The organism is Burkholderia sp. BE12 (assembly GCF_002959955.1).
Classification (GTDB): Bacteria; Pseudomonadota; Gammaproteobacteria; order Burkholderiales; family Burkholderiaceae; genus Burkholderia.
The window spans coordinates 1-20,422 of the sequence record NZ_PREY01000042.1 but is presented as its reverse complement, the minus strand read 5'-3'; the positions used below and the strand labels follow the sequence as shown (position 1 = coordinate 20,422).

The 20,422-nt window shown below is 66.4% G+C and carries 19 protein-coding genes; 11 read left to right on the top strand and 8 right to left on the bottom strand.

All coding sequences use genetic code 11. The features are described 5' to 3' along the window. Nucleotides 1-116: 116 nt before the first annotated feature. Together C4B30_RS31485 and C4B30_RS31480 are read right to left on the bottom strand one after the other, a co-directional pair. Nucleotides 117-884: a DeoR/GlpR family DNA-binding transcription regulator gene (locus C4B30_RS31485; protein WP_105133426.1), complete on the bottom strand. Its 768-nt coding sequence runs from the start codon at nt 882-884 to the stop codon at nt 117-119. A gap of 43 nt (nt 885-927) precedes the next feature. Then, nucleotides 928-1,608, bottom strand: a complete 681-nt coding sequence (locus C4B30_RS31480; RefSeq protein WP_027782179.1) for an MgtC/SapB family protein — start codon at nt 1,606-1,608, stop codon at nt 928-930. A 266-nt stretch (nt 1,609-1,874) separates the two neighbouring features. On the opposite strand from C4B30_RS31480, the gene C4B30_RS31475 reads away from it, so the two are divergent. The 3 genes from C4B30_RS31475 (at nt 1,875) to C4B30_RS31460 (ending at nt 6,390) form a co-directional block, all read left to right on the top strand. After that, nucleotides 1,875-2,819, top strand: a complete 945-nt coding sequence (locus tag C4B30_RS31475; protein WP_105133425.1) for a choline ABC transporter substrate-binding protein — start codon at nt 1,875-1,877, stop codon at nt 2,817-2,819. A 23-nt stretch (nt 2,820-2,842) separates the two neighbouring features. Further along, nucleotides 2,843-3,523 carry an HAD family hydrolase gene (locus C4B30_RS31470; protein WP_105133424.1) on the top strand — a complete coding sequence of 227 codons (681 nt, stop codon included), beginning with the start codon at nt 2,843-2,845 and terminating at the stop codon, nt 3,521-3,523. 416 nt (nt 3,524-3,939) lie between these two features. Further along, nucleotides 3,940-6,390, top strand: coding sequence for a phosphocholine-specific phospholipase C (locus tag C4B30_RS31460; protein WP_105133422.1), 2,451 nt, complete (start codon nt 3,940-3,942; stop codon nt 6,388-6,390). Nucleotides 6,391-6,624: 234 nt separating this feature from the next. On the opposite strand, the gene C4B30_RS31450 is transcribed toward C4B30_RS31460, so the two are convergent. The 3 genes from C4B30_RS31450 to C4B30_RS31440 form a co-directional block, all read right to left on the bottom strand. Beyond that, nucleotides 6,625-7,059 carry a GNAT family N-acetyltransferase gene (locus C4B30_RS31450; RefSeq protein ID WP_027782174.1) on the bottom strand — a complete coding sequence of 145 codons (435 nt, stop codon included), beginning with the start codon at nt 7,057-7,059 and terminating at the stop codon, nt 6,625-6,627. 182 nt (nt 7,060-7,241) lie between these two features. After that, nucleotides 7,242-7,442: a hypothetical protein gene (locus tag C4B30_RS31445; RefSeq protein WP_105133421.1), complete on the bottom strand. Its 201-nt coding sequence runs from the start codon at nt 7,440-7,442 to the stop codon at nt 7,242-7,244. A 34-nt stretch (nt 7,443-7,476) separates the two neighbouring features. Continuing rightward, the gene (locus C4B30_RS31440; RefSeq protein WP_105133420.1) at nt 7,477-8,796 is read right to left on the bottom strand and encodes a DUF3422 family protein; all 1,320 of its coding nucleotides are present in this window, start codon (nt 8,794-8,796) and stop codon (nt 7,477-7,479) included. A 160-nt stretch (nt 8,797-8,956) separates the two neighbouring features. On the opposite strand from C4B30_RS31440, the gene C4B30_RS31435 reads away from it, so the two are divergent. Next, a complete protein-coding gene (locus tag C4B30_RS31435; protein WP_027782171.1) occupies nt 8,957-9,832 on the top strand; it encodes a LysR family transcriptional regulator in 876 nt (291 codons plus the stop codon). A gap of 27 nt (nt 9,833-9,859) precedes the next feature. Here the strand turns inward: C4B30_RS31435 and C4B30_RS31430 are convergent, their stop codons facing one another. After that, nucleotides 9,860-10,426, bottom strand: coding sequence for a hypothetical protein (locus tag C4B30_RS31430; protein ID WP_105133419.1), 567 nt, complete (start codon nt 10,424-10,426; stop codon nt 9,860-9,862). A 376-nt stretch (nt 10,427-10,802) separates the two neighbouring features. Continuing rightward, the gene (locus C4B30_RS31425; RefSeq protein ID WP_234015474.1) at nt 10,803-11,816 is read right to left on the bottom strand and encodes a LysR family transcriptional regulator; all 1,014 of its coding nucleotides are present in this window, start codon (nt 11,814-11,816) and stop codon (nt 10,803-10,805) included. 326 nt (nt 11,817-12,142) lie between these two features. On the opposite strand from C4B30_RS31425, the gene fae reads away from it, so the two are divergent. The 6 genes from fae (at nt 12,143) to C4B30_RS31395 (ending at nt 18,139) form a co-directional block, all read left to right on the top strand. Continuing rightward, on the top strand, nt 12,143-12,667 hold the full coding sequence (fae, locus tag C4B30_RS31420) for a formaldehyde-activating enzyme (RefSeq protein WP_105133418.1): 525 nt from the start codon (nt 12,143-12,145) through the stop codon (nt 12,665-12,667). 49 nt (nt 12,668-12,716) lie between these two features. Next, the gene (locus C4B30_RS31415; RefSeq protein WP_105133417.1) at nt 12,717-13,739 is read left to right on the top strand and encodes an aldo/keto reductase; all 1,023 of its coding nucleotides are present in this window, start codon (nt 12,717-12,719) and stop codon (nt 13,737-13,739) included. Nucleotides 13,740-13,761: 22 nt separating this feature from the next. After that, on the top strand, nt 13,762-15,213 hold the full coding sequence (locus C4B30_RS31410; RefSeq protein ID WP_105133416.1) for an NAD-dependent succinate-semialdehyde dehydrogenase: 1,452 nt from the start codon (nt 13,762-13,764) through the stop codon (nt 15,211-15,213). 153 nt (nt 15,214-15,366) lie between these two features. Then, nucleotides 15,367-16,701 (top strand): MFS transporter, encoded by a 1,335-nt coding sequence (locus C4B30_RS31405; protein ID WP_234015476.1) that lies wholly within the window; start codon nt 15,367-15,369, stop codon nt 16,699-16,701. 332 nt (nt 16,702-17,033) lie between these two features. Next, nucleotides 17,034-17,792 carry a hypothetical protein gene (locus C4B30_RS31400; RefSeq protein ID WP_105133414.1) on the top strand — a complete coding sequence of 253 codons (759 nt, stop codon included), beginning with the start codon at nt 17,034-17,036 and terminating at the stop codon, nt 17,790-17,792. After that, nucleotides 17,789-18,139, top strand: coding sequence for a hypothetical protein (locus C4B30_RS31395; protein ID WP_105133413.1), 351 nt, complete (start codon nt 17,789-17,791; stop codon nt 18,137-18,139). The genes C4B30_RS31400 and C4B30_RS31395 overlap by 4 nt, the downstream gene beginning before the upstream one ends. Before the next feature lie 177 nt (nt 18,140-18,316). On the opposite strand, the gene C4B30_RS31390 is transcribed toward C4B30_RS31395, so the two are convergent. After that, nucleotides 18,317-19,192 (bottom strand): LysR family transcriptional regulator, encoded by an 876-nt coding sequence (locus C4B30_RS31390; protein WP_105133412.1) that lies wholly within the window; start codon nt 19,190-19,192, stop codon nt 18,317-18,319. 219 nt (nt 19,193-19,411) lie between these two features. Here C4B30_RS31390 and C4B30_RS31385 point away from each other — a divergent pair, with 219 nt between their 5' ends. Continuing rightward, nucleotides 19,412-20,350, top strand: a complete 939-nt coding sequence (locus C4B30_RS31385) for a LysR substrate-binding domain-containing protein (protein ID WP_027782159.1) — start codon at nt 19,412-19,414, stop codon at nt 20,348-20,350. Nucleotides 20,351-20,422 lie beyond the last annotated feature (72 nt).

The window sequence follows — 20,422 nt, the reverse complement described above, 5'->3', positions numbered from 1 at the left end:
GACGGCGCGCCTTCGATGTATCGGCGGATATATTACGCCAGGAAAAAACCGGTGGGCAGAATGCGCGCCGCATGGAGGGCATAACGGCAGCCGATCGTGCCGCGCGCCTTCCGACGCTATGACAGCACGATATTCTTGATGACCTTCCTGATGCTTTTGAAGCCGCTAACCGATTCCGCCTTCTGGTCCGTCACCAGTGTGCCGATCCGCGCCGGCTCGCAGAAGCTGATCCGGCTGTTCGTGCCCAGTTTGCTGAAATCGGCCAGGATCGCCACGTCCGCCGCGTTGCTCACCATCGCGCGCGCCACTTCGGTTTCCATCCGGTCGTAGTTCGTCGCGCCCCTGACGTGATCGACGCCGACCGGCGACAGCAACGCGAGGTCGGCACGATAGCGGAAGATTTCGGCGACCGTGCCGTCGCCGACCGTCGCGGCCGCGCGGCTGCCGATCATCCCGCCGAGCAGGATCGTTTCGTTCTTCGCCTGCCCCGGGTCGCTCGAACGCATCTTCAGCGCGACATCGATCGAGTTCGTGACGATCGTGAGGCCCGACAGTTTCGACAACTCCTCGGCCAGCAGCGTGGTGGTCGTGCCTGCATCGACGAACAGCGTCTGCGAGCCCGTGACCAGCCTGGCCGCCGCGCGGGCGATCGCCAGCTTCGCCTTGACGTGCGTTTGCGCGCGTTCGGCGATCGGCGCTTCGTCGCCCACCTGCACCGCGCCGCCGTGCACGCGCTTCAGTTCCCCCAGCGCCTCGAGATCGACGAGATCACGGCGCACGGTTTCCCGCGACACGTTCAGGTCGGCCATGATCCGGTCGGTGGAGACGCGCTGCATCTTCGATAACAGAAGCCGGATCCTCTGATATCGCTCTTCTTGCCACATGAAATGTCCTCGGAGTGAACGTCAATGTTATTCGAATGGCGATCTATGCTGCGCTCTCCTCCATCTTTTTGATGCCGACGAGGGTCTGCAGGGATTGACGGACGGCCTGGAACTCGGCGTTCGTCATCCGTGAAAAAACCACGTGGATGCGGTCGTCGTCCGGCTCGGCGTCATCCTGTTCGATGATGAACTGGACGATGCGCGCCTGATCGATGCCGGGCATCGCCTGCAGCGACGTCAGCTTCACGGCGCCGCGGCTCGCGAGAATGCGCACGCCCCAACGCTGCCGCGCGGCGAAGAAGCGTTTCTCGATCGGCTTCAGGCCGGCCAGGATCGCCAGCACGATCGCCGTCGCGGCGATCGCGGCCACGTACATGCCGCCGCCGACGGCCAGCCCGACCGCCGCCACGACCCACAGGCTCGCCGCGGTCGTCAGACCGCGGATGATCTCGCCGCGCAGCATGATCGACCCGGCGCCGAGAAAGCCGATGCCCGACACGACCTGCGCGGCGACCCGCGACGGGTCCAGCGATACGTTCTTCGCGTCCTGGATATCGGCGAAGCCGAACGCCGAGACGACCATCACGAGCGCGGCGCCCACCGCCACCAGCATGTGCGTGCGCAAGCCGGCCGCCCACGACAGCCGCTCGCGTTCGATACCGACGATGCTGCCGAGCAATGCCGCCAGCAGCAGGCGGGCAATGATTTCCAGCTGACTGATCATTCGAAATCTCCCTGCTTTGCCTATCCACTTGATGAAGCACGGCCCGTCCGGACCGCCGCCCGACTTTTCCTGCCTTCGCTCACTTGCCGTCGCATCCACGACCGACAAGTTGTATTTTTGTGCGATCTTGCGATTTTGTGCTTTCTAATATACGGTACGAAAATCAACATGGCTAGACCGAAGTTCGTTTGTTTCATCCGATCAATACGATCGATCGTCGGACCCACCAGGCAATCCGATCCGGAACTCTTGCTTAGGAGACCAACATGATGAAAAAGGCATGGATGCTGGCCGCAACGCTGCTGGCAGCGCTTGCGACGGCCCCCGTTCACGCATCCGGCGGCGACGTCTGCAAGAAGGTGACGCTTGGCGATGTCGGCTGGAGCGACATCGCGGCCACCACCGGCGTCGCGATGATGCTGCTGGATGGCCTCGGCTACGAGGCCAGCAAGACGATCGCATCGCCGCCGATCGTGCTGGCCGGCGTGAAGAAGGCGCAGATCGACGCGTTCCTCGGCTACTGGGATCCGAGCATGACGCCGACGGTGAAGCCGTTCGTGGACGCCGGCGCCGTGCACCAGCTGCCGCAACCCAACCTGATCGGCGCGCGCTACACGCTGGCCGTGCCGCAATACGCGTCCGACAAGGGTCTCAAGAACTTCGCCGACATCGCCAAATTCCGCGATCAGCTCGACGGCAAGATCTACGGGATCGGCGCCGGCAACAATGGCAACGCGCTGATCCAGCGAATGATCGACAAGAACGAATTCGGGCTCGGCGGCTTCAAGCTGATCGAATCGAGCGAGGCAGGGATGCTCGTTCAGGTCACGCGCGCCGTGCAGGAGCACCGGATGATCGTGTTCCTCGCGTGGGAGCCGCACCCGATGAACCTCAACTACAAGATTTCGTATCTCGACGGCGGCGATAGCGTGTTCGGCCCGAACTACGGATCGGCGAAGGTTTACACGCTCGTCACGCCCGGCTATCTCGAACGCTGCCCGAACGTCGGGCGGCTGCTGACCAACCTGAAATTCACGACCGACGAAGAGAACCAGCTGATGGTGCCGATCATGAATCACGCGGATCCGGTCGCGGTCGCGAAGGAATGGGCGAAGAAGAACCCCAGCGTGCTGTCGAAGTGGCTCGACGGCGTCACGACCATCGACGGGAAAAACGCCAGGGACGCGATCGAGAAACTCATCGGCGCGTAAGCACGCAATACCAGGAACCCCACATGCACAAGAATCTCGCGCTGTTCGACCTCGACCACACGCTGTTGCCGCTCGACAGCGACCAGGCGTGGAGCCGTTTCATTACCCGGGTCGGCTGGCAGGAAGGCGATGAGCATGCGGCGCTGATCGACGAGCACTACGGCCATTACGCGGCCGGCACGCTCGACATGGACGCGTATCTCGCGGTGACGCTGGCGCCGCTCACGCGTTATCCGCGTGCGCAGCTCGAACGCTGGCATGCGCAGTTCATGGACGAAGTGATCCGGCCGGCGATCACGCCGCAGGCGCGTGCGCTGGTTGACCGGCATCGCGACGACGACGATCTCTGCTGCATCGTCACGGCGACCAACGTCTTCGTGACCGGGCCGATCGCGGCCGAGTTCGGGATCGAGCATCTTCTCGGCATCGAGCTCGATACCGACGACGGCACGCCCGCCGGGCAATTCACCGGGCGCAGCATCGGCGTGCCGAGTTTCCGCGAAGGGAAGATCGTGCGCACGACCGCATGGCTGGATTCGCTCGGCTACGCGCCGTCGGATTTCGAACGGACCTACTTCTACAGCGATTCGATCAACGACGTGCCGCTGCTGGACTACGTCACGCATCCGGTCGCCACCAATCCCGATCTTCAGCTTTCGGATATTGCCGACAGACGCGGGTGGCCTGTCATGAAGTTGTTCTGATTCGGGCGATATTCTCTGCTGTCCATTTCATATCTGGAGGGGTAATGAAATTCGGAGCACACAGCACCAGCCTCGATCAATCAGTAATCCGATTCGAAACGGATAGAAAGCATGTCGTACCGCCTCGCCAGTCGGAAAGCCGCTTTCCGCACTGGCGCGGCATTTTCATGATCGCGCTCCTGTGCACGCTGGCCGGCTGCGGCGACGGCGAATCGAGTGCGGCGGGCAACGTAGCCGCCGCCCGCGCATCGGCACCAGGTTCGGCATCCGCGCCGGTCCTGCACTGCGCGAGCGCGTGCCACTGAGCGACGCAGGCCCCACGGCCGGGTAGCGGAAAACGGGTAACGGCCCGCGCACCGCACGGCGAACGGCCGCATCCGGCGAGTCCGACCGGCAATTCACGACAAAGAGCGATCATGCAAAACAAATCCACGACACGACGCCAGTTCCTGGCCGATGCGCTGAAACTCGCGGGCGCCACCGCAGTCACCGGCATGCTGCCCGAGAGCATCCTGCGCGCGCAGTCGATTCCGGCGGCGACCGTCACCGGCACCCTTCAGGACGTCAAGCACGTCGTGATCCTGATGCAGGAAAACCGGTCGTTCGACCACTATCTCGGCACGCTGCGCGGCGCGCGCGGCTTCGGCGATCCGCGGCCGGTCGTGATTTCGAGCGGCTATCCGGTGTGGCGCCAGCCCTGGATGCTGTCCTACGTGTTCCCGTTCAACCCTGCCCCGCCCGCCGGCGCGGCGAACGGCGACACCTATTACGGCGATCTCGATCACAGCTGGAGCGGTACGCACAGTGCCTGGAACAACGGCCGCTATGACAACTGGGTCGCGGCGAAGACCACCGGCACGATGTACTACTTCACGCAGAACGACATTCCGTTCTACTACGCGCTGGCGAGCGCATTCACCGTGTGCGACGGCTACCACTGCTCGATGCTCGGCCCGACCGACCCGAACCGCCTGTATCTGTGGACCGGATGCTGCGGCAACGTCGCCGGCTATTCGCCGTACACGACGAACACGATGACCGGCACCGGGTGGACCACCATGCCGGAACGATTGAACGCGGCCGGCGTCACGTGGAAGTTCTACCAGGACAAGGGCAACGGGCTGGATTCCGGCCACGGCTACGGCGAATACAACGGCTCCAGCAAGGATCTGTGGTGGAACGGCAACTACGGCGACAACGTCATCCTGAACTTCAAGCAGTACCAGAACCTCGGCGCAAACGATCCGCTCGCGCCGGCGCTCAACGGCACGCAGATCGATCCAGCCGGCGGCGGTAAGGAATACGACACGAATCTTTTCAGCCAGTTACAGGCCGACGTCGCGAACGACACGCTGCCGCAGGTGTCCTGGATCGCCGCGCCTTACGCATATTGCGAGCATCCGTCGTGGGCCGCGAGCGGCGGCGAATGGTACGTGAGCAACGTCCTCAACGCGCTGACGTCGAATCCGAAGGTGTGGGCCAGCACGGTGCTGCTCGTGATGTATGACGAGAACGACGGCCTGTTCGATCACGTGCCGCCGGCCGTCCCGTCGAGCGCCTACGCCGGCACCGGCCAGTCGACCGTATCGACGGCGGCGGAATTCGTCGCCAGCGGCGGTGGCGCATCGGACGGATCGGCCAGCGGCGACCTGCCGATCGGACTCGGCCCGCGTGTGCCGATGTTCGTGATCTCGCCATGGTCGAAGGGCGGCAAGATCAATTCGCAGGTCTTCGACCACACGTCGGTAATCCGCTTTCTGGAAGCGCGCTTCGGACTGCAGGAAGCCAACATCACGCCGTGGCGGCGCGCGGTATGCGGCGATCTCACGTCGGCGTTCGATTTCGCGAATCCCGACCAGACGATTCCGGCGATTCCGGGGCCGGCCAGCAACATGGATCCGAACGGCTCGACGGTCCTGATCCCCTACCCCACCACGACCGCGGTGCCGGCCCAGACGGCCGGCCGCAACAGCGCATGCCGGCTGCCGTACGAGTTCTTCGTCCAGGGCAAGGTCAACCGGTCCGGCAAGACGCTCGCGCTGACGATGACCAACACCGGCGCGGCCGGCGTGCATCTGCAGGCGTGGGTCGACGGTACCGGCACGATCCCGCGTCAATACACGATCGGTGCCGGCACGAGTGCGTGCGCTGCCCTGTCGGATGCGCTCGCACTGAATTCGGGCGGCGGCTACGACTATTCGATCTACGGCCCGAACGGGTTCCTGCAAACGTTCCGCGGCAACATCGGCGCGTCGGGAAACACCGGATCGAGAGCCGAAGTCAGCCTCTGCTACGACGTGCAGAACGGCAACGTGCAGATCACGCTCGACAACTCCGCCGGTTCGAGCGCGACGACGTTCCAGCTCGTCGACAACGCGTACGGAATGAACACGGCACAGTCCGTCAGCGTGCCCGCCGGTGCGACCCAGGCCGTCACGTGGTATGGGGATGCCGGCTGGTACGACGCGAGCATCCGCGACGCGAACGACCCGAATTTCCTGCGCCGCGTGGCCGGCTGCGTGCAAGCGCAATCCGGTGCGTTGCTGACGGATTCGGCCATCGGCAATACGAACGGGAAATTCGTCGCGACGCTGGCGTCGCAGGGGGCGTCGTACGGCACGCTGCGATTCGACTACCTCGTGCCGCCGTGGCGCCACAGCCCGAAGAACTGGGTTGGCATCTATGCGCGCGGCGCGCAGCCGACCAAGGGCAACTACAAGTCGTGGGCGTACCTTCCCAAAAGCACCGGCTCGCTGCTGTTCTCGTCCACCGCGAACAGCACGCTGGCGTCGGGCCAGTACGACGCGTGGTATCTGTTCGACGACGGCTACACGCCGCTCGCGGGCCCCGTCGCGATCAGCATCTGAGCGCGCGGGGGTACCGCCATTGTCCAAGGCCCCCGGCCGGCGCGCGTTCATGGCGCGCGTCGCCGGGCGCCGCGCTTACACGAGCAGGTCTTCGTAAAACGCGCCGAACGGCCGCGTCGGGTGGGCAATCTGGATTTCAAGGATCCACAGGCCGGCGGCCGGCGCGGCATCGAAATCGCCGAGATTGCCGGCCTTGTAGATGTCGCGAACAAACCCGTTGCCCGGAAAACGCGCTCAAAGCACCTTGACCATGAACACGCGCGCCGCGCCTTCCGGCTCGCACGGCACTTCGCCGAACGTCTCGTAACCGTGCTTCCGATAGAAATCCGGCGCCTGGAACGAGATCGTGTACAGCACCGCACGTGCGCAACCGCGCCGCTTCGCTTCCGCTTCGGCCTCGCGCAGGAGCCGGCTGCCGAAGCCGCCGCCGCGCAGCGACTCGGGCAGGTAGAACAGGTCGATGAAGAACAGGCCGAGCGACGTTCGGCCGGCGAGGCCGCCCAATACCTCGCCGGTCGCGCGGTCGGTCACGTAGACGTCGAGCGCGGCCTCATCGGTGCGCCCCGCCATCGCATGGTTGAATTCGCCGAGCTTGCGGCTGATGAAGTCTCGAGCGGCCGGCTGGCCGGTGTCGGTCAGTCGAAGGGTGACGTCGGGATCGGGTGTCATCGGGCGAACGCGTGCGTGAATAGGCCGCCGGGCGTGCAGCACCCGCTGCGGGCGTCGCACGACTATAGCGCGCGTCATGCGCTCACGCCATCGCAAACGCCGCCGTGAGGCCGCGACGACCACGCCGTTTCACTCGAACGAAACGCCCGCGTCACGTCGATACGACGCGAACGGAACGCGCGTCAGTTGTACCCGAGAATCGCCACCGCCGCGACATCCGGCCGATCGAGCGTACCGCCGACGAGCGACGTCGTCGGCTCCTGCAGCACGGCCTGATACGAGGTCACGCGTACGTCTTCCGGTGCGCCGGTTTCGTCCTGGACCGGTTCGTCGAAGGCATCGATGCCGCTGAAGCGTGCGAATCGCGTTTGCATGAAAGTCATCTCCACTCCTTTGCTTTGATATGTCGTTGATGTTCTAGCTTGCCCGCTTCAACGCCACTGCATGCGCGGGCTCACCGTCATGCGCCGTCTCCGACCGCGCAAGCTGCGCACGTGTGCGTCGCGTGACGTGGATCACCGCGAACACGACCGGCGCGATCAGCAGCCCTTCCGCCAGTTCGGGATCGATCGGCAGGTTCATCACGTGCAGCGCCTTGAACGCCGCCGTCGCGAGCGACAGCACGTAGTACGAAATGGCGGCCACCGACAGCCCTTCGACCGCGTGCTGCAAATGAAGCTGGTTGCGCGCGGTGCGCTCCATGCCGGCCAGCAGCCGCGTGACGTCCTTTTCCTGCGCGAGATTCACGCGGGTGCGCAGCAGGTCGACCGCACGCGCGATCCGCGCGGCGATCTGTTCGTGGCGCGCCCATACGCTGCGGCACGTTTCCATTGCCGGCGCGAAGCGTCGCTCCATGAATTCGGCGATCGTCGGCATCCCTTCGATACGCTCCTCGCGCAACTCCTGGATGCGCGCCAGCACGAGCTTTTCGTACGCGCGCGACGCGCTGAAGCGCGCCCCCGAGCCCGACAACGATTCGACCCGCACCGCGAGATGCGTGAGCTTGACCAGTAGCGCCGCGTCGTCGCCGTCGGCGCCGCTCGCGTCCATCCGCTGCATCAACGCATGCAGCGCCGCGTGAATTTCGTCGAGCTCGCAACTCATCCGGCGCGCGACCGGCAGCGCAAGCAGCGCCATCATCCGGTACGTTTCGATTTCGTACAGACGCTGCAACAGGCGGCCGCCCTGCTCCTCGCGGAAATCCTCGTCGACGACGAGAAAACGCATGAAGCCGTCGTCGCGCACGTGCCAGTCGCAGAACACCTTGCCGCCGCCGAGCACGCTGCTGCCGACGAGCGCGGGCCCGTCGATCCAACGGCGCAGGTCGCCGCACACGAGCCGCGCGGCGTCGCCCGACAGCAGTTCCATCCGCACCGCGACGAAGCGGATGCCGGCGAGCCGCGCGAACCACGCGGCCGGAATGCCTTCGATCGCGAGATCGTCGAAATAACCGGTGTCGCGGCGCGGCGCGACGAACGTGAAGGTCGAGAATTCGGTGTGGCGCTCCCACTTCAGGTGCCAGCCGGACGGCGACTGCACCGCATGGTGCGTGGCGCCTTCGTGCGGCGCGTCGATGCCCGTGTCACGGCACAGCGCGTGCAGCAGCGTTTCGTGGATGTCGGGCCGGCCGTCCGCATAGATCGCGTAATGCGTGAGCGACACGGCTTCGGCGAGCCGCAGGAACGGCCGCGCATGCAATTCCGCGGCCAGCGCGGCGCGCAACGGATGGTCCATCATCGATTCACCACGCTTTCCTGTTCAGTCCCGCACGCCGGATCATCCGGCCGACCGCCGCGCCACCGTCGGGTGAAGCGCCAGCGTGATCGCACTATGGCAGACACACAGCAACAATAAAAACGCATAATGCTGATCGTTACGTTCAGTTTTCCTGATACCCATGAAGATGCTCGATCACGACGTGCTGGCCACCGTCGTCGCCGTCGCGGAAACCGGCAACATGACCCGCGCGGCCGAAGCCGTGAACCGTTCGCAGTCGGCGGTGAGCATGCAGATCAAGAGCCTGGAAGACGCGATCGGCCGGCCGCTGTTCGTGCGCAAGCCGCGCAGCATCGTGCTGACGCGCGAGGGCGAGGTGCTGCTGGGATTCGCCAGACGAATGCTGGCGCTGCGCGACGAGGCATGGGCGGCCGTGGTGCGGCCGGAAGTGACCGGCAAGGTCGTGATCGGCGTGCCGGACGACTATGCATCGTCGCTGCTGCCGTCGGTGCTGAAGAAATTCTCCGCGACCTACCCGAAGGTCGAGATTCAGGTGATGGGGCTGCCGAGCAGCGCGCTCGCGCCGCTGATCAAGGAGGGCACCGTCGATCTCGTCTGCGGGACGCGCATCAAGGGGCTCACCGGCGACTTCATCCGCCACGAGCCGATGGCGTGGGCCGCGATGACGAACGGGCCGCGCGTCTGGGAAGAACGCCCGTTGCCGATCGCGGTGTTCATGCCGGGCAGCGTCGCGCGCGAGAACGCGATCCGCAGCCTCGAACGTGCGAAAGTGCCGTACCGCACGTCGTATGAAAGCCCGAGCCTGCTCGGGCTGCTCAGCATGGTCGAAGCCGGCCTCGCGGTCGCGCCGCTCGCCCGCTGCGCGATTCCCGCGCAACTGTCGATGCTCGGCCGCTCGCACGGGTTGCCCGACCTGCCGCCGCTCGAGCTGATCCTCGCGCGCAGCACCAAGTCGAAACGGCCGCCGTGCGACTTCCTCGCGGAACAATTGATGGAAGACCTGCAACGGCAGACCGGACAGACCGGCGACGCCTGAGCCCGTCGGCGCCCGCTCGCCGCGGCGTCACCCGTGGCCGCTCGCGCCATGCCCGACCACGCCCAACGCCGCATTGACGATGCCGGCCACCGTATCGACGAGCGCTTCCAGCGTGTCGCCGTGCACGTGCCGCCCTGCCGGCGGAACGCGCTCGCTGCGCCGGCCGCCCCACTGCGAACCTGCCGTGACCGACAGCGTCGCGCTGAATCGTTGGCCGTGCCGTCGGCCGAAGATGCCGATGCGCCGCTCGGCAACGTAAGCCTGTTCGGGCAGAAACAATCTGATTTCGACCGCCACTTGATCGGGGTCGGCCGCGCACGCGTGCGCATCGAACGCCGGCGCGAATACTTTGACGATGCGGAACGTCACGTGGGAATCCCACGCGGCGAGTGGCCCGCCGGCCGCATCGACGCGCTCGGCGTCGACCGACCATTGATGGCGATCGGGCACGCGAATCGCCTGGCGCAGCAGCACGTCCGCCGCGCGAACCGTCACCGTCAACTGCCGGGCAAGCTGCCCGCCCGACGGCAACGCCGCGGCGTGCGCGCGACGGGCAGCCGGGCGCGCGATACGCACTTCTTCCGTAAGGTACATGGGCCCTCCCTGTTCAGGGTCGCGCCGCGTTCGACGCAGCGCACAAACGGCCACCGTCGATGGCCGCCGGACAGCACGGCGGCCGGCGACTCGGCGGCGGATTAGCCGAGCAATCGCCGTTCCCGGCTTGGCGGGCGCCGACCGCGACCCGCAACCGGCACGCACCGGCGACCGGCGACCTCGAAGCGGGAAAGGTATGAATGAAGGTCATGGCGCGGACGGAAACCGTCCCGGCTGCTCGACACATCCCCAGCTTGGAAGAAACCGTATCAACGCCGTGCAAAAAAACGGGGCAGCCGTGCAAAAAACGGCATGCGCGCCGGGATCGCGCCCCGCGCGCCATGCTGGCGGCGTCGCCTGTGCCGCGGGCGCCGCGTTACGCGAACGCCGCGAGCGACGCGCGCCGCCGCTCGTCGACCATCGATTCGATCAGCGAGACGAGATCGTCGGTCAGCGGATCGCAGATGCCGGGCGAGCGATGCAGTTCGAGATCGGCCGCCGGCAGCGGCGGCAGCCCGTCCGCCTCGTCGAGCACGCGCCAGTTCTCGGGCAGCGTGCAGCGATCGATCATCGTCACGGCCGCGCCGTGGTTCACCGCGATCTTGATACCGGTCGGGCTCTGGCTCGTATAGATGACGTGATACGGCCGCTCGGCCGTCGCGAGCGCCTGCAGCCCGCGTTGCCGGTAGCAGCACGTCTCGGGAAACAGCGCGAGCGGCACCGACGCATCCGGGTCGAGCGCGAAATCGCGATGCGCGGCCCACACGACGTCGTGACGGCCGAGCAGCCGCCCACCCGCGTTCGGTCCATGCCGCACGACGAGCGCGACGTCGAGCTCGCCGGCGTGCAGCCGCTCGATCAGTTCGAGCGACGTGCGGCAATGCACGTGCAGGCGTGCGCCCGGCCGCAGCGCATAGAACGACTTCAGCAGGTCGGGCAGCCACAGCTCCGCGTAGTCCTCCGGCAGCCCGAAACGCACGATGCCGCGATCGCTGCTCGCCTGCTTCAGCGCGCGGATCGCGTCGTTCTGCACCTGGATGATCCGCCGCGCGTGGATCAGGAAATTCTCGCCGTCGCGCGACAGTTCGAGCCGCCGGCTGTTGCGCATGAACAGGTGCGTGTCGAGCCGCTCCTCCAGCGTGCGGATGCGCAGGCTGATCGTCGACTGCGTGCGATGCAGTTGCCGGGCCGCCGCGGTGAAGCCGCCGCTTTCGACGACCGCGACGAACGCGCGGATCAGCTCCGGGTCGAGCGACGTCAGCTTGGACCAGTCGGGCTTCGAGAAAACGCCGGGCCGCCCCGGGCTCTCCGCCCTGGACGAGGCCCCCGGGAGCGCGGGCTCCACCTGGGGGGACTGGCGCAGCGCGCCAGATTTCTCAATGGCAGCCATCGGAATTACTCGCTTTCGAAAATGGAAGGGAACACGAAAGATAGGGCTCGGAGTACGCCGATTGTTGTCCGGATGCACGCGGCCCTCCAACCCCTGGCCGGGTATGACAAACCCGGAGCCGGTATGCGAACGCCCCTTCGCCGCCCGCACGCCGCCGCTCGTCGAGATGGCCGCCGCGGGCCGCCCGGCGGGCGGCCGCGCGCCGGGCTCGGGGCTTTCCCGGAGACGACGAAAACTCATACCTCGATCAGGAAACATCGATTCACCGGCCGCATCGCGGCCCACCACAATCGCCTCACACCCAACCTCATCGACGAGACATTGCAATGACCGCATCCCAACCCAGGCAGCTTTACATCGGCGAAGGCTTCGAAGGCCCCGGCGTCAACCTCGCGCACATCAACGTGCTGGTCGGCCCGCGCAACGGCCCGGCGGGCCAGGCGTTCGCGACCGCACTCGCGACGCCGTCGGCCGGCCATGCGCCGTTCGTCGTGATCGCGCAGCCGGGCATACCGACCAAGCCGCTCACGCTGTACGTGAACAAGGCGCAGATCGCCGGCGACTTCCACGGCAATGCCACGTGGGGTGCGTCGCAGGCCGGCATCGCGAAGGCCGTGGCCGAAGCGCTCGAGAACGGCACGCTGCCGCCCGAAGCGGAGAACGACTGGGTCGTCGTGTCGGCGAACTGGGTGAACCCGCAGACCGACGACCTCGACGCCGTGTTCGAGAACAACTACCGCGCGTGCCGCAACGCGATCATCGCGGCAATGGAAGGGTTGCCGCATCGCGACGCGGTGTTCGCCGCCGCACGCGACGTGTCGAACCCGTTCTACACGCCGAAAAAGAACTGACGGAACTGACCGACAACGCGCGGCCGGCCAGGCCGCATCAGGAGGAAGCATGGAATACGTCCGCCTCGGCCAGTCCGGCCTGAAGGTGTCCCGCCTGTGTCTCGGCACGATGAACATGGGCACGCCCGAGTGGAAGCCGTGGATCTTCGACGAAGCGCAGAGCGAGCCGATCGTGCGCCGCGCGCTCGATGCCGGCGTCAACTTCATCGATCTCGCGGATTTCTATTCGACGGGCGTCGGCGAGGAAGTGGTCGGCCGCATCCTGAAGCGCAACGCGCGCCGCGAGGAGCTCGTCGTGACGACCAAGGTCGGCTACGACATGGGCAGCGATCCGAATGCGGGCGGCCATTCGCGCAAGCACGTGCTCGACGGCATCGACGGGTCGCTCAAGCGTCTCGGGATGGATTACGTCGACATCTTCATGCTGCATTTCTTCGACGTGAACACGCCCGTCGAGGAAACGATGAGCACGCTGCACGACATCGTGCGCGCGGGCAAGGCGCGCTACATCGGCGTGTCGACGATGTACACGTGGCAGTTCGCGAAGATCATGCAGGCCTGCGAACGAAACGGCTGGAACAAGCCGATCAACATGCAGCTGCAGCTCAATCTCGCGTATCGCGAGGAAGAGCGCGAGATGGTGCCGTACTGCATCGACCAGGGTGTCGGCGTCTCGGTGTTCAGCCCGCTTGCGCGCGGCCTGCTGACCTGCGAGCCGCAATCGACGCGCAACCAGACCGACTTCTTCACCGCGCAGATGTACGGCGACGCGTCGTCGCTCGCGATCGCCGCGTCGGTCGCGAAGGTCGCGAAGCGGCGCGGCGTGCCACCCGCGCAGATCGCGCAGGCGTGGGTGCTGAGCCGCCCCGGCGTCGCGAGCATGCTGGTCGGCGCGGATTCCGTCGCGCAGTTCGACAGCGCGCTCGGCGCGCTCGAAACGCGGCTCACCGACGAAGAACTGCACGAACTGGAGCGCAACTACACGCCGTGCGACCTGATCAACGATTACACGGCCGGCAAGCGCATCGCGCGCGAGTCGCGACCGGCGCAGGGCAGTTTCGCGGCAGACTGAAACACTGAAGGAACGACATACGATGAACGAATTTTTGAGGACCGGCCATTACATCGGCGGCGAATGGCACGAATCGCATGACGCGAGCGATGCGACCTATCCGGTGCTGAACCCGGCGACCGGCGAGACGATCGCGAAGGTCGCGAAAGGCGGCGCCGACGACACGCAGCGCGCGATCGACGCGGCCGCCCACGCACTTCCCGCATGGCGCGCGCTGACCGCGAAGGAGCGCGGCGCCCGCGTGAAACGCTGGGGCGAGCTGATGCTCGAACACCGCGACGCGCTCGCCGAGCTGCTGACGCGCGAACAGGGCAAGCCGCTCGCGGAGGCGCGCGGCGAAGTGGCCTACGCGGCCAGCTTTCTCGAATGGTTCGCCGAAGAAGCGAAGCGCATGTACGGCGACGTGATCCCGAGCCCGAAGCCGAATGCGCAGATCGTCGTCACGCGCGAGCCGGTCGGCGTCGTCGCGGCGATCACGCCGTGGAATTTCCCGCTCGCGATGATCACGCGCAAGGCCGGCCCCGCACTCGCGGCCGGCTGCACGATGGTGCTCAAGCCGTCCGAGGAAACGCCGCTGTCGGCGTTCGCGCTCGCGGTGCTCGCCGAGCGCGCGGGCGTGCCGGCCGGCGTGTTCAACGTGGTGTCGGGCGACGCGGTCGCGATCGGCGAGACGCTGACGAGCTCACCCGTCGTGCGCAAGCTGTCGTTCACGGGCTCGACGCGGGTCGGCAAGCTGCTCGCGAAGCAGTCGGCCGATACGCTGAAGAAGCTGTCGCTCGAACTCGGCGGCAACGCGCCGTTCATCGTGTTCGACGATGCCGATCTCGATGCGGCGGTCGACGGCGCGATCGCGTCGAAGTTCCGCAACACCGGCCAGACCTGCGTGTGCGTGAACCGCTTCCTCGTGCAGGACGGCGTGTACGACGCGTTCACGCGCAAGCTCGCGGACGCCGTGCGCAAGCTGCGGGTCGGCAACGCGCTCGCGGGTGAAGTCGACCAGGGCCCGCTGATCAACGAAGCGGCGCTCGGCAAGGTCGAGCGACACGTGGCGGACGCCACCTCGAAGGGTGCGCATGCGTTGACCGGCGGCAAGCGTCACGCGCTCGGCGGCACCTTCTACGAACCGACCGTGCTGACCGGCATGACGCCCGACATGCTGATCGCCGAAGAGGAAACCTTCGGCCCCGTCGCCGGCTGCTTCCGCTTCACGACTGAAGAAGAAGCCATCGCCGCGGCGAACGACACGCCGTTCGGGCTGTCCGCGTATTTCTACACGCGCGACCTCGGCCGTGCATGGCGTGTGTCCGGCGCACTGGAAAGCGGGATGGTCGGCGTCAACGACGGGATCATCTCGACCGAAGTCGCGCCGTTCGGCGGCGTCAAGCAATCGGGGCTCGGGCGCGAAGGCTCGAAGTACGGCCTCGACGAGTACGTGGAGCTCAAGTACACGCTGATGGCCGGCCTCGGCCGCTGACCGCTCCCCGCGGTCGATCCGCGCCGCGCGCCGCCCGGCCGCGCGGCGCACGCGCGGCTGTCGCGGCGTCGTCCGACGCCCGCGCGCCGCATGCATAACAATTCCGGAGGCAGCTTGACCCAAGCCAATGTTCAATCCGGCACCGCGCGCGCGTTGCCGCTGTCGCGCGGCGCCGACGCACCGCGCCGCCCCGTCGCGCTCGACGACGTGCCGCTCAACCGTTTCCACGTGAAGATCGCCGGCCTGACGTTCGGCGCGCATTTCACCGAGGGCTACACGCTCGGCACGATCGGCTATGCGCTCGCCGCGCTCGGCAAGCAGATGCCGATCGACGCGTTCTGGATGGGGATGATCGGCAGCTCGGCGCTGATCGGCATCTTCTTCGGCAGCCTCGTGTTCGGCTGGCTGTCCGACCGCATGGGCCGGCAGAAGATCTTCCTGACGAGCTTCGTGATCATCACCGCGGCCGCGTTCGCGCAATTCTTCGTGAGCTCGCCGCTCGAACTGTGCATGCTGCGCGTGCTGATCGGCTTCGGGATGGGCGGCGACTTCACGGTCGGCCACGCGATCCTCGCCGAATTCTCGCCGCGCAAGCATCGCGGCGCGTTGCTCGGCTCGTTCAGCGTGATCTGGACGATCGGCTATGTCGCCGCGAACGTGCTCGGCCTCGCGTACAGCGACGCCGCGCCCGATGCATGGCGCTGGCTGCTCGCGTCGGCCGCGCTGCCGGCGCTGATCGTGCTGGTGCTGCGGATCGGCACGCCCGAGTCGCCGCGCTGGCTACTCGGCAAGGGCCGCGTGCAAGAGGCACGCGCGATCGTCGCGAAGCATTTCGGGCCGCATGTGATGCTCGACGGTTCGGCCGAACCGCATGCCAATACGGGCTTTGCGCGCTTGTTCCGGCGCGACCTGATCCGCCGGACGGTCTTCAATTGCGCGTTCTTCGTGTGTCTCGTGATTCCGTACTTCGCGATCTATACGTTCCTGCCGACGATCCTGAAGACGATCGGCCTCGCAGAAGGCTTCGGCGCCGACCTGCTGCTGAACGGCTTCCTCGTGCTCGGCGCGCTGATCGGCATCTGGCTGACGATCCGGCTGTCGCGGCGCGGCTTCCTGATCGGCTCGTTCGCGGTGACGTGCGCGTCGCTCGTCGCGCTGGCGGTGCTGCCGTCGTCGGCGGCCGTCGCGATGATCGTCGCGTTCGCGATCTTCACGCTGACGATGTCGGCGTTCAGCAATCTCGTCGGCGTGTTTCCGCCCGAGTGCTTCCCGACCGAAGTGCGCGCAAGCGGCGTCGGGCTGGCGATCGCGTGCAGCCGGCTCGGCTCGGCGATCGGCACGTTCCTGCTGCCGGTCGGTATCGCGACGCTCGGGTTTCACGCGACGATGTTCGCGCTGGCGGGCGTGCTGCTCGTGGGGATGATCGTGTCGATCGCGTGGGCGCCGGAGACGAAGCATCTGACGCTGGAGGAGGCGGCGGGGCATTGAAGCGTGCGCGGGCTTCATGCTTGCCTGAGCCGCCACGCGCAAGGCTTTCGCATCGACGCTCCGTACATGCGCCGCGGCGACGTGCGACGCGATTCGAACGAACCCGGCCAGAGCCGGGTTCGTGCATTCCGGCTGGCGGTTGTTCGCATTCCCGATAAGCGGCGATGAGCAAAATCGCTCAGAAGAGAATCGACGCGTAATCCCGCGCGCCGTGCAGGACGATCTCCAGACGGATCGGCGCGAATGCCGGCGCCGATCGAGCGGATGGACGAAACGGGGGCTTGCTTCGGACAGGCCATTCGGCAGACTCTGCGGGCCGGACGCGCGGCGATATGCTGGGTGCTTTCCGTTCCTCGCTCGCCACCATGCCCGCCCGATCCGTCGATCTCAGCCATGTCCTGCCGTACGAGACGGCGTACTTCGACGATCGCTCGACGGTCAGCCGAAACGATCTGGATATCCCGGCATTGCTTGGCATCGCTGGCGACGTTCCCGACGAATTGCTTGTTTCGTTGTGCGGGGCGCCGGCCGGGTCGGATATTCAAGCCTATCTCGATAGCGCGAACAGGTTGACTTTCGGCGTCACGCATCCCACGTTGATCCGATCCGAAAATCGCGTATCCGTTTTTCGAGAGTCAGACGTGTCCGCCCTCGAACTCAGGACAATCGATCTCGTCGATCATGCGATCGCGGGACTCGGCGCAGCAATGCTGTGGCGAATCGTTCGAGCATGCGATACGTTGGGGATCGTCCAGATCAGCACACTTGTAGCGGGTGGCCGCAAGACCGCGCCGAAACCTGGCGGGCGCCGTCTGTTTGGATACTACGCGTGGCCCCGGTTCGGTTTCGATGCACCCATTCCCGACCAGCACGGTGACGAAGCGGCACTGTTCCAGTATTTCCAGGGGTACCCGGTCGGTCTTTCCGATGGGTCGCTACGGTCGCTACACGCGCTCTATGCGACCCGATTCGGACGAGATTTCTGGCGCGTAGCCGGATCACATCGCTGGATGACCTTCAACGTCGCGCCACACGGCAAGTCCGTACAGGCGTTGCAGAAATACTTGATCGAAAAGGGGATTTACGAATGAGCACAAAGCACGCTCCAATCGCCGGATTCCGTATCACGCGACGCGCTGCGAAGCGCGGCCACTCGACCAGCGAGCATCGTCGCGTTCGTCTCTCGGAAGCCCGGCAACTCATTGACGCGTTCGTCGCGAGAGAACTCCATCGCAGCGTGGCGCGCGTCATGCGCAAGTCCGCCGTCGAGCTCGGCGCATGGGCCGCCACCGCCGCCGCATCCCCTCCGCAACGAGCCGTCTTCAACGTGGGGCGCATCGATCTCTCGAAGTGCCAGTTGCCGATCATATCGTCGGCTGAAGCAGAGGCCATGGCGCGCCGCGAAACACTCATGCACTTCGGACTGGACCCCGACTGATAACCGGCAGCGACGGAAAGAAACTGCGTGGTCCCAGTCGACAACGATCCTGCCGATCTCTGTGCTTGGTAACGATCTTTGACAGATACAGAGGCCGGGAGCATGACAGGACAAGCGCGGACTGATCCGATTGTTTCCACGACCGGGTCAGCCGCGTCTCACCGCCCGTCCATGCCCCTACCCCCGCCTCGCCGCCTGCCCCCGCAACCACGCGGCGAACGCGACCACATGCTCGACCGCGACGCTCTCCGGCTCGACGTCGAGCCAATAACCGAACGGCCCGATCGGCTGTACTGGCGACAGCCGCACGAGGCTGCCCTCGCCGATCTCTTCCTCGATCATGTTCAGGTCGACCACCGCGAGCCCCACGCCCTTGCGCGCCGCGCGAATCGCCTGTTCGAGCGTGGAAAACTCGATGCCGTCGCCGATCCGCGCCGCCGGCACGCCCGCCTGCTCGCACCAGTCGGCCCACAGCGCCAGGCGCTTGCCTTCGTGCAACACGTGCAGCGACGGCAGCCGGCCGAGCAGCACGTCGAGCGCGTCGCCGCGATAGCGCGGCGCGCCAACCAGCGCGTGCCGCTCCATCATCAGGAGTTCCGATTGCATCCCGGTGCGTGCCGCGCGCCCGAAGCGGATGTGGCAATGACAATCGTCGGCCGGCTCGGTCCGAATCGATAGCTCGACGTCGGGCAGCGCCTCCGCGAGCGTGCCGAGCCGCGGCGAAAACCACTGCGTGGCGAACGTCGGCGGCAGCGATATCGTCAGGCGCCGCTTCGCGCCTGGCCGCGCAGCGGCGATTTCGCCGACGCCGCGCTCGATCGTGTCGAACGCCTGCCCGATGAACGGCAGCAACCGCTGGCCGGCATCGGTCAGGCGCACGCCCTTGTGATCGCGCTCGAACAGGCGTGCGCCGAGCGCTTCCTCGAGCAGCCGGATCTGCCGGCTCACCGCGCCTTGCGTCACGCACAGCGACACCGCCGCGCGATTGAAGCTCAGGTGACGCGCGGTCTCCTCGAAAAATCGCAGCGCGATCAACGATGGCAGGCGTCGCATGATGTGTGTCCCCTTCGTTCGTATCGTTCGTATGGTTGCGGCCGGCGCCGCCGGCCATTCCGCGGGCAGCTTTATCGCAGAAAAGCGCGCCGCCCGTCATGCCGTGAAAACCCCGAGGCCCGGCGCCGTCCACCCCGTCATTCATCGCCCCGCCGTGCCGGCCTCCCGCCTACAATAAGCATCCCGCACCAAACACGACACTGTCCCGTGAGACGCAAGATGCCGGCGCTGAATGCGCTGAAAGCCTTCGAGATGGCCGGCCGCACCGGCAGCTTCACGCGCGCGGCCGAACTGCTCAACGTGACGCAGAGCGCGGTGAGCCGGCAGGTCCGCCAGCTCGAAGGCCAGCTCGGCGAAACCCTGCTCGAGCGCCGCCATCACCAGCTCGAACTGACGGCGGCCGGCCGCGTGCTGCTGCGCGCGCTGCAGCAATCGTTCGACAAGATCGAGTTGACCGTGCGCAGCCTGCAGGAAAAAACCCACCTGAACCGCCTGCGCGCGAACGTGCCGCCCACCTTCGCCGCGCGCTGGCTGATGCCGCGCCTCGGCAGGCTGCGCGATGCGCATCCCGAATTCGAACTGAGCCTCACGACGCGCATCCACGACAGCCTCGGCGAATCCCGCGTGCTCGACTGCGCGATCCGGTTCGGCGACGGCGAATGGGACGGCTTCGACAACGCACTGCTGATGCAGGAGCAGCATATCGCCGTCTGTGCGCCCGCGCTGTATGCGCGGCTGCGGCAGGACGGCGCGCCGATCGACCTGAACCGCTTCACGCTGCTGCACGTGCTCGCGACCGACGACCAGCGCTACCTGACCTGGCAGCACTGGCTGAAGGCCGCCGGCATCGCCGACGTCGACACGCGCGGCGGCTACGAATTCGACCTGCTCGATCATGCGATCCGCGCGGCGATCGACGGCCTCGGGATCACCATCGCCGACCGCCACATGGTCGCGCGCGAACTCGCGGCCGGGCAGTTGATGCAGGTGCTCAACGTACACGTCGACGGCCATCAGTCGTACTGGTTCGTCACGCGACCCGAGCAGACGAACCTGCCGCACATCGTGCAGTTCCGCGACTGGCTGCAGCAGGAAGTGTGGCTCGCGAAACGCCACCTCGAACCGTCGTCGCCACTTCCGCAAGTGCCGCTGGCCTGAGCTCTGCCCGGCTCGGCCCGCCGTCCGCCGTCCGCCGTCCGCCGTCCGCCGTCCGCCGTCCGCCCTCCGCCC

Excerpts from the sequence above, each read along its gene's own strand:
- C4B30_RS31390 (WP_105133412.1), bottom strand. The coding sequence starts at position 19,192 with ATGCGACGCCTGCCATCGTTGATCGCGCTGCGATTTTTCGAGGAGACC.
- C4B30_RS31415 (WP_105133417.1), top strand. The coding sequence starts at position 12,717 with ATGGAATACGTCCGCCTCGGCCAGTCCGGCCTGAAGGTGTCCCGCCTG.
- C4B30_RS31475 (WP_105133425.1), top strand. The coding sequence starts at position 1,875 with ATGATGAAAAAGGCATGGATGCTGGCCGCAACGCTGCTGGCAGCGCTT.
- C4B30_RS31485 (WP_105133426.1), bottom strand. The coding sequence starts at position 884 with ATGTGGCAAGAAGAGCGATATCAGAGGATCCGGCTTCTGTTATCGAAG.
- C4B30_RS31480 (WP_027782179.1), bottom strand. The coding sequence starts at position 1,608 with ATGATCAGTCAGCTGGAAATCATTGCCCGCCTGCTGCTGGCGGCATTG.
- C4B30_RS31470 (WP_105133424.1), top strand. The coding sequence starts at position 2,843 with ATGCACAAGAATCTCGCGCTGTTCGACCTCGACCACACGCTGTTGCCG.
- C4B30_RS31385 (WP_027782159.1), top strand. The coding sequence starts at position 19,412 with ATGCCGGCGCTGAATGCGCTGAAAGCCTTCGAGATGGCCGGCCGCACC.
- fae (WP_105133418.1), top strand. The coding sequence starts at position 12,143 with ATGACCGCATCCCAACCCAGGCAGCTTTACATCGGCGAAGGCTTCGAA.
- C4B30_RS31410 (WP_105133416.1), top strand. The coding sequence starts at position 13,762 with ATGAACGAATTTTTGAGGACCGGCCATTACATCGGCGGCGAATGGCAC.
- C4B30_RS31430 (WP_105133419.1), bottom strand. The coding sequence starts at position 10,426 with ATGTACCTTACGGAAGAAGTGCGTATCGCGCGCCCGGCTGCCCGTCGC.
- C4B30_RS31435 (WP_027782171.1), top strand. The coding sequence starts at position 8,957 with ATGAAGATGCTCGATCACGACGTGCTGGCCACCGTCGTCGCCGTCGCG.
- C4B30_RS31445 (WP_105133421.1), bottom strand. The coding sequence starts at position 7,442 with ATGACTTTCATGCAAACGCGATTCGCACGCTTCAGCGGCATCGATGCC.
- C4B30_RS31440 (WP_105133420.1), bottom strand. The coding sequence starts at position 8,796 with ATGATGGACCATCCGTTGCGCGCCGCGCTGGCCGCGGAATTGCATGCG.
- C4B30_RS31425 (WP_234015474.1), bottom strand. The coding sequence starts at position 11,816 with ATGGCTGCCATTGAGAAATCTGGCGCGCTGCGCCAGTCCCCCCAGGTG.
- C4B30_RS31450 (WP_027782174.1), bottom strand. The coding sequence starts at position 7,059 with ATGACACCCGATCCCGACGTCACCCTTCGACTGACCGACACCGGCCAG.
- C4B30_RS31400 (WP_105133414.1), top strand. The coding sequence starts at position 17,034 with ATGCTGGGTGCTTTCCGTTCCTCGCTCGCCACCATGCCCGCCCGATCC.
- C4B30_RS31395 (WP_105133413.1), top strand. The coding sequence starts at position 17,789 with ATGAGCACAAAGCACGCTCCAATCGCCGGATTCCGTATCACGCGACGC.
- C4B30_RS31460 (WP_105133422.1), top strand. The coding sequence starts at position 3,940 with ATGCAAAACAAATCCACGACACGACGCCAGTTCCTGGCCGATGCGCTG.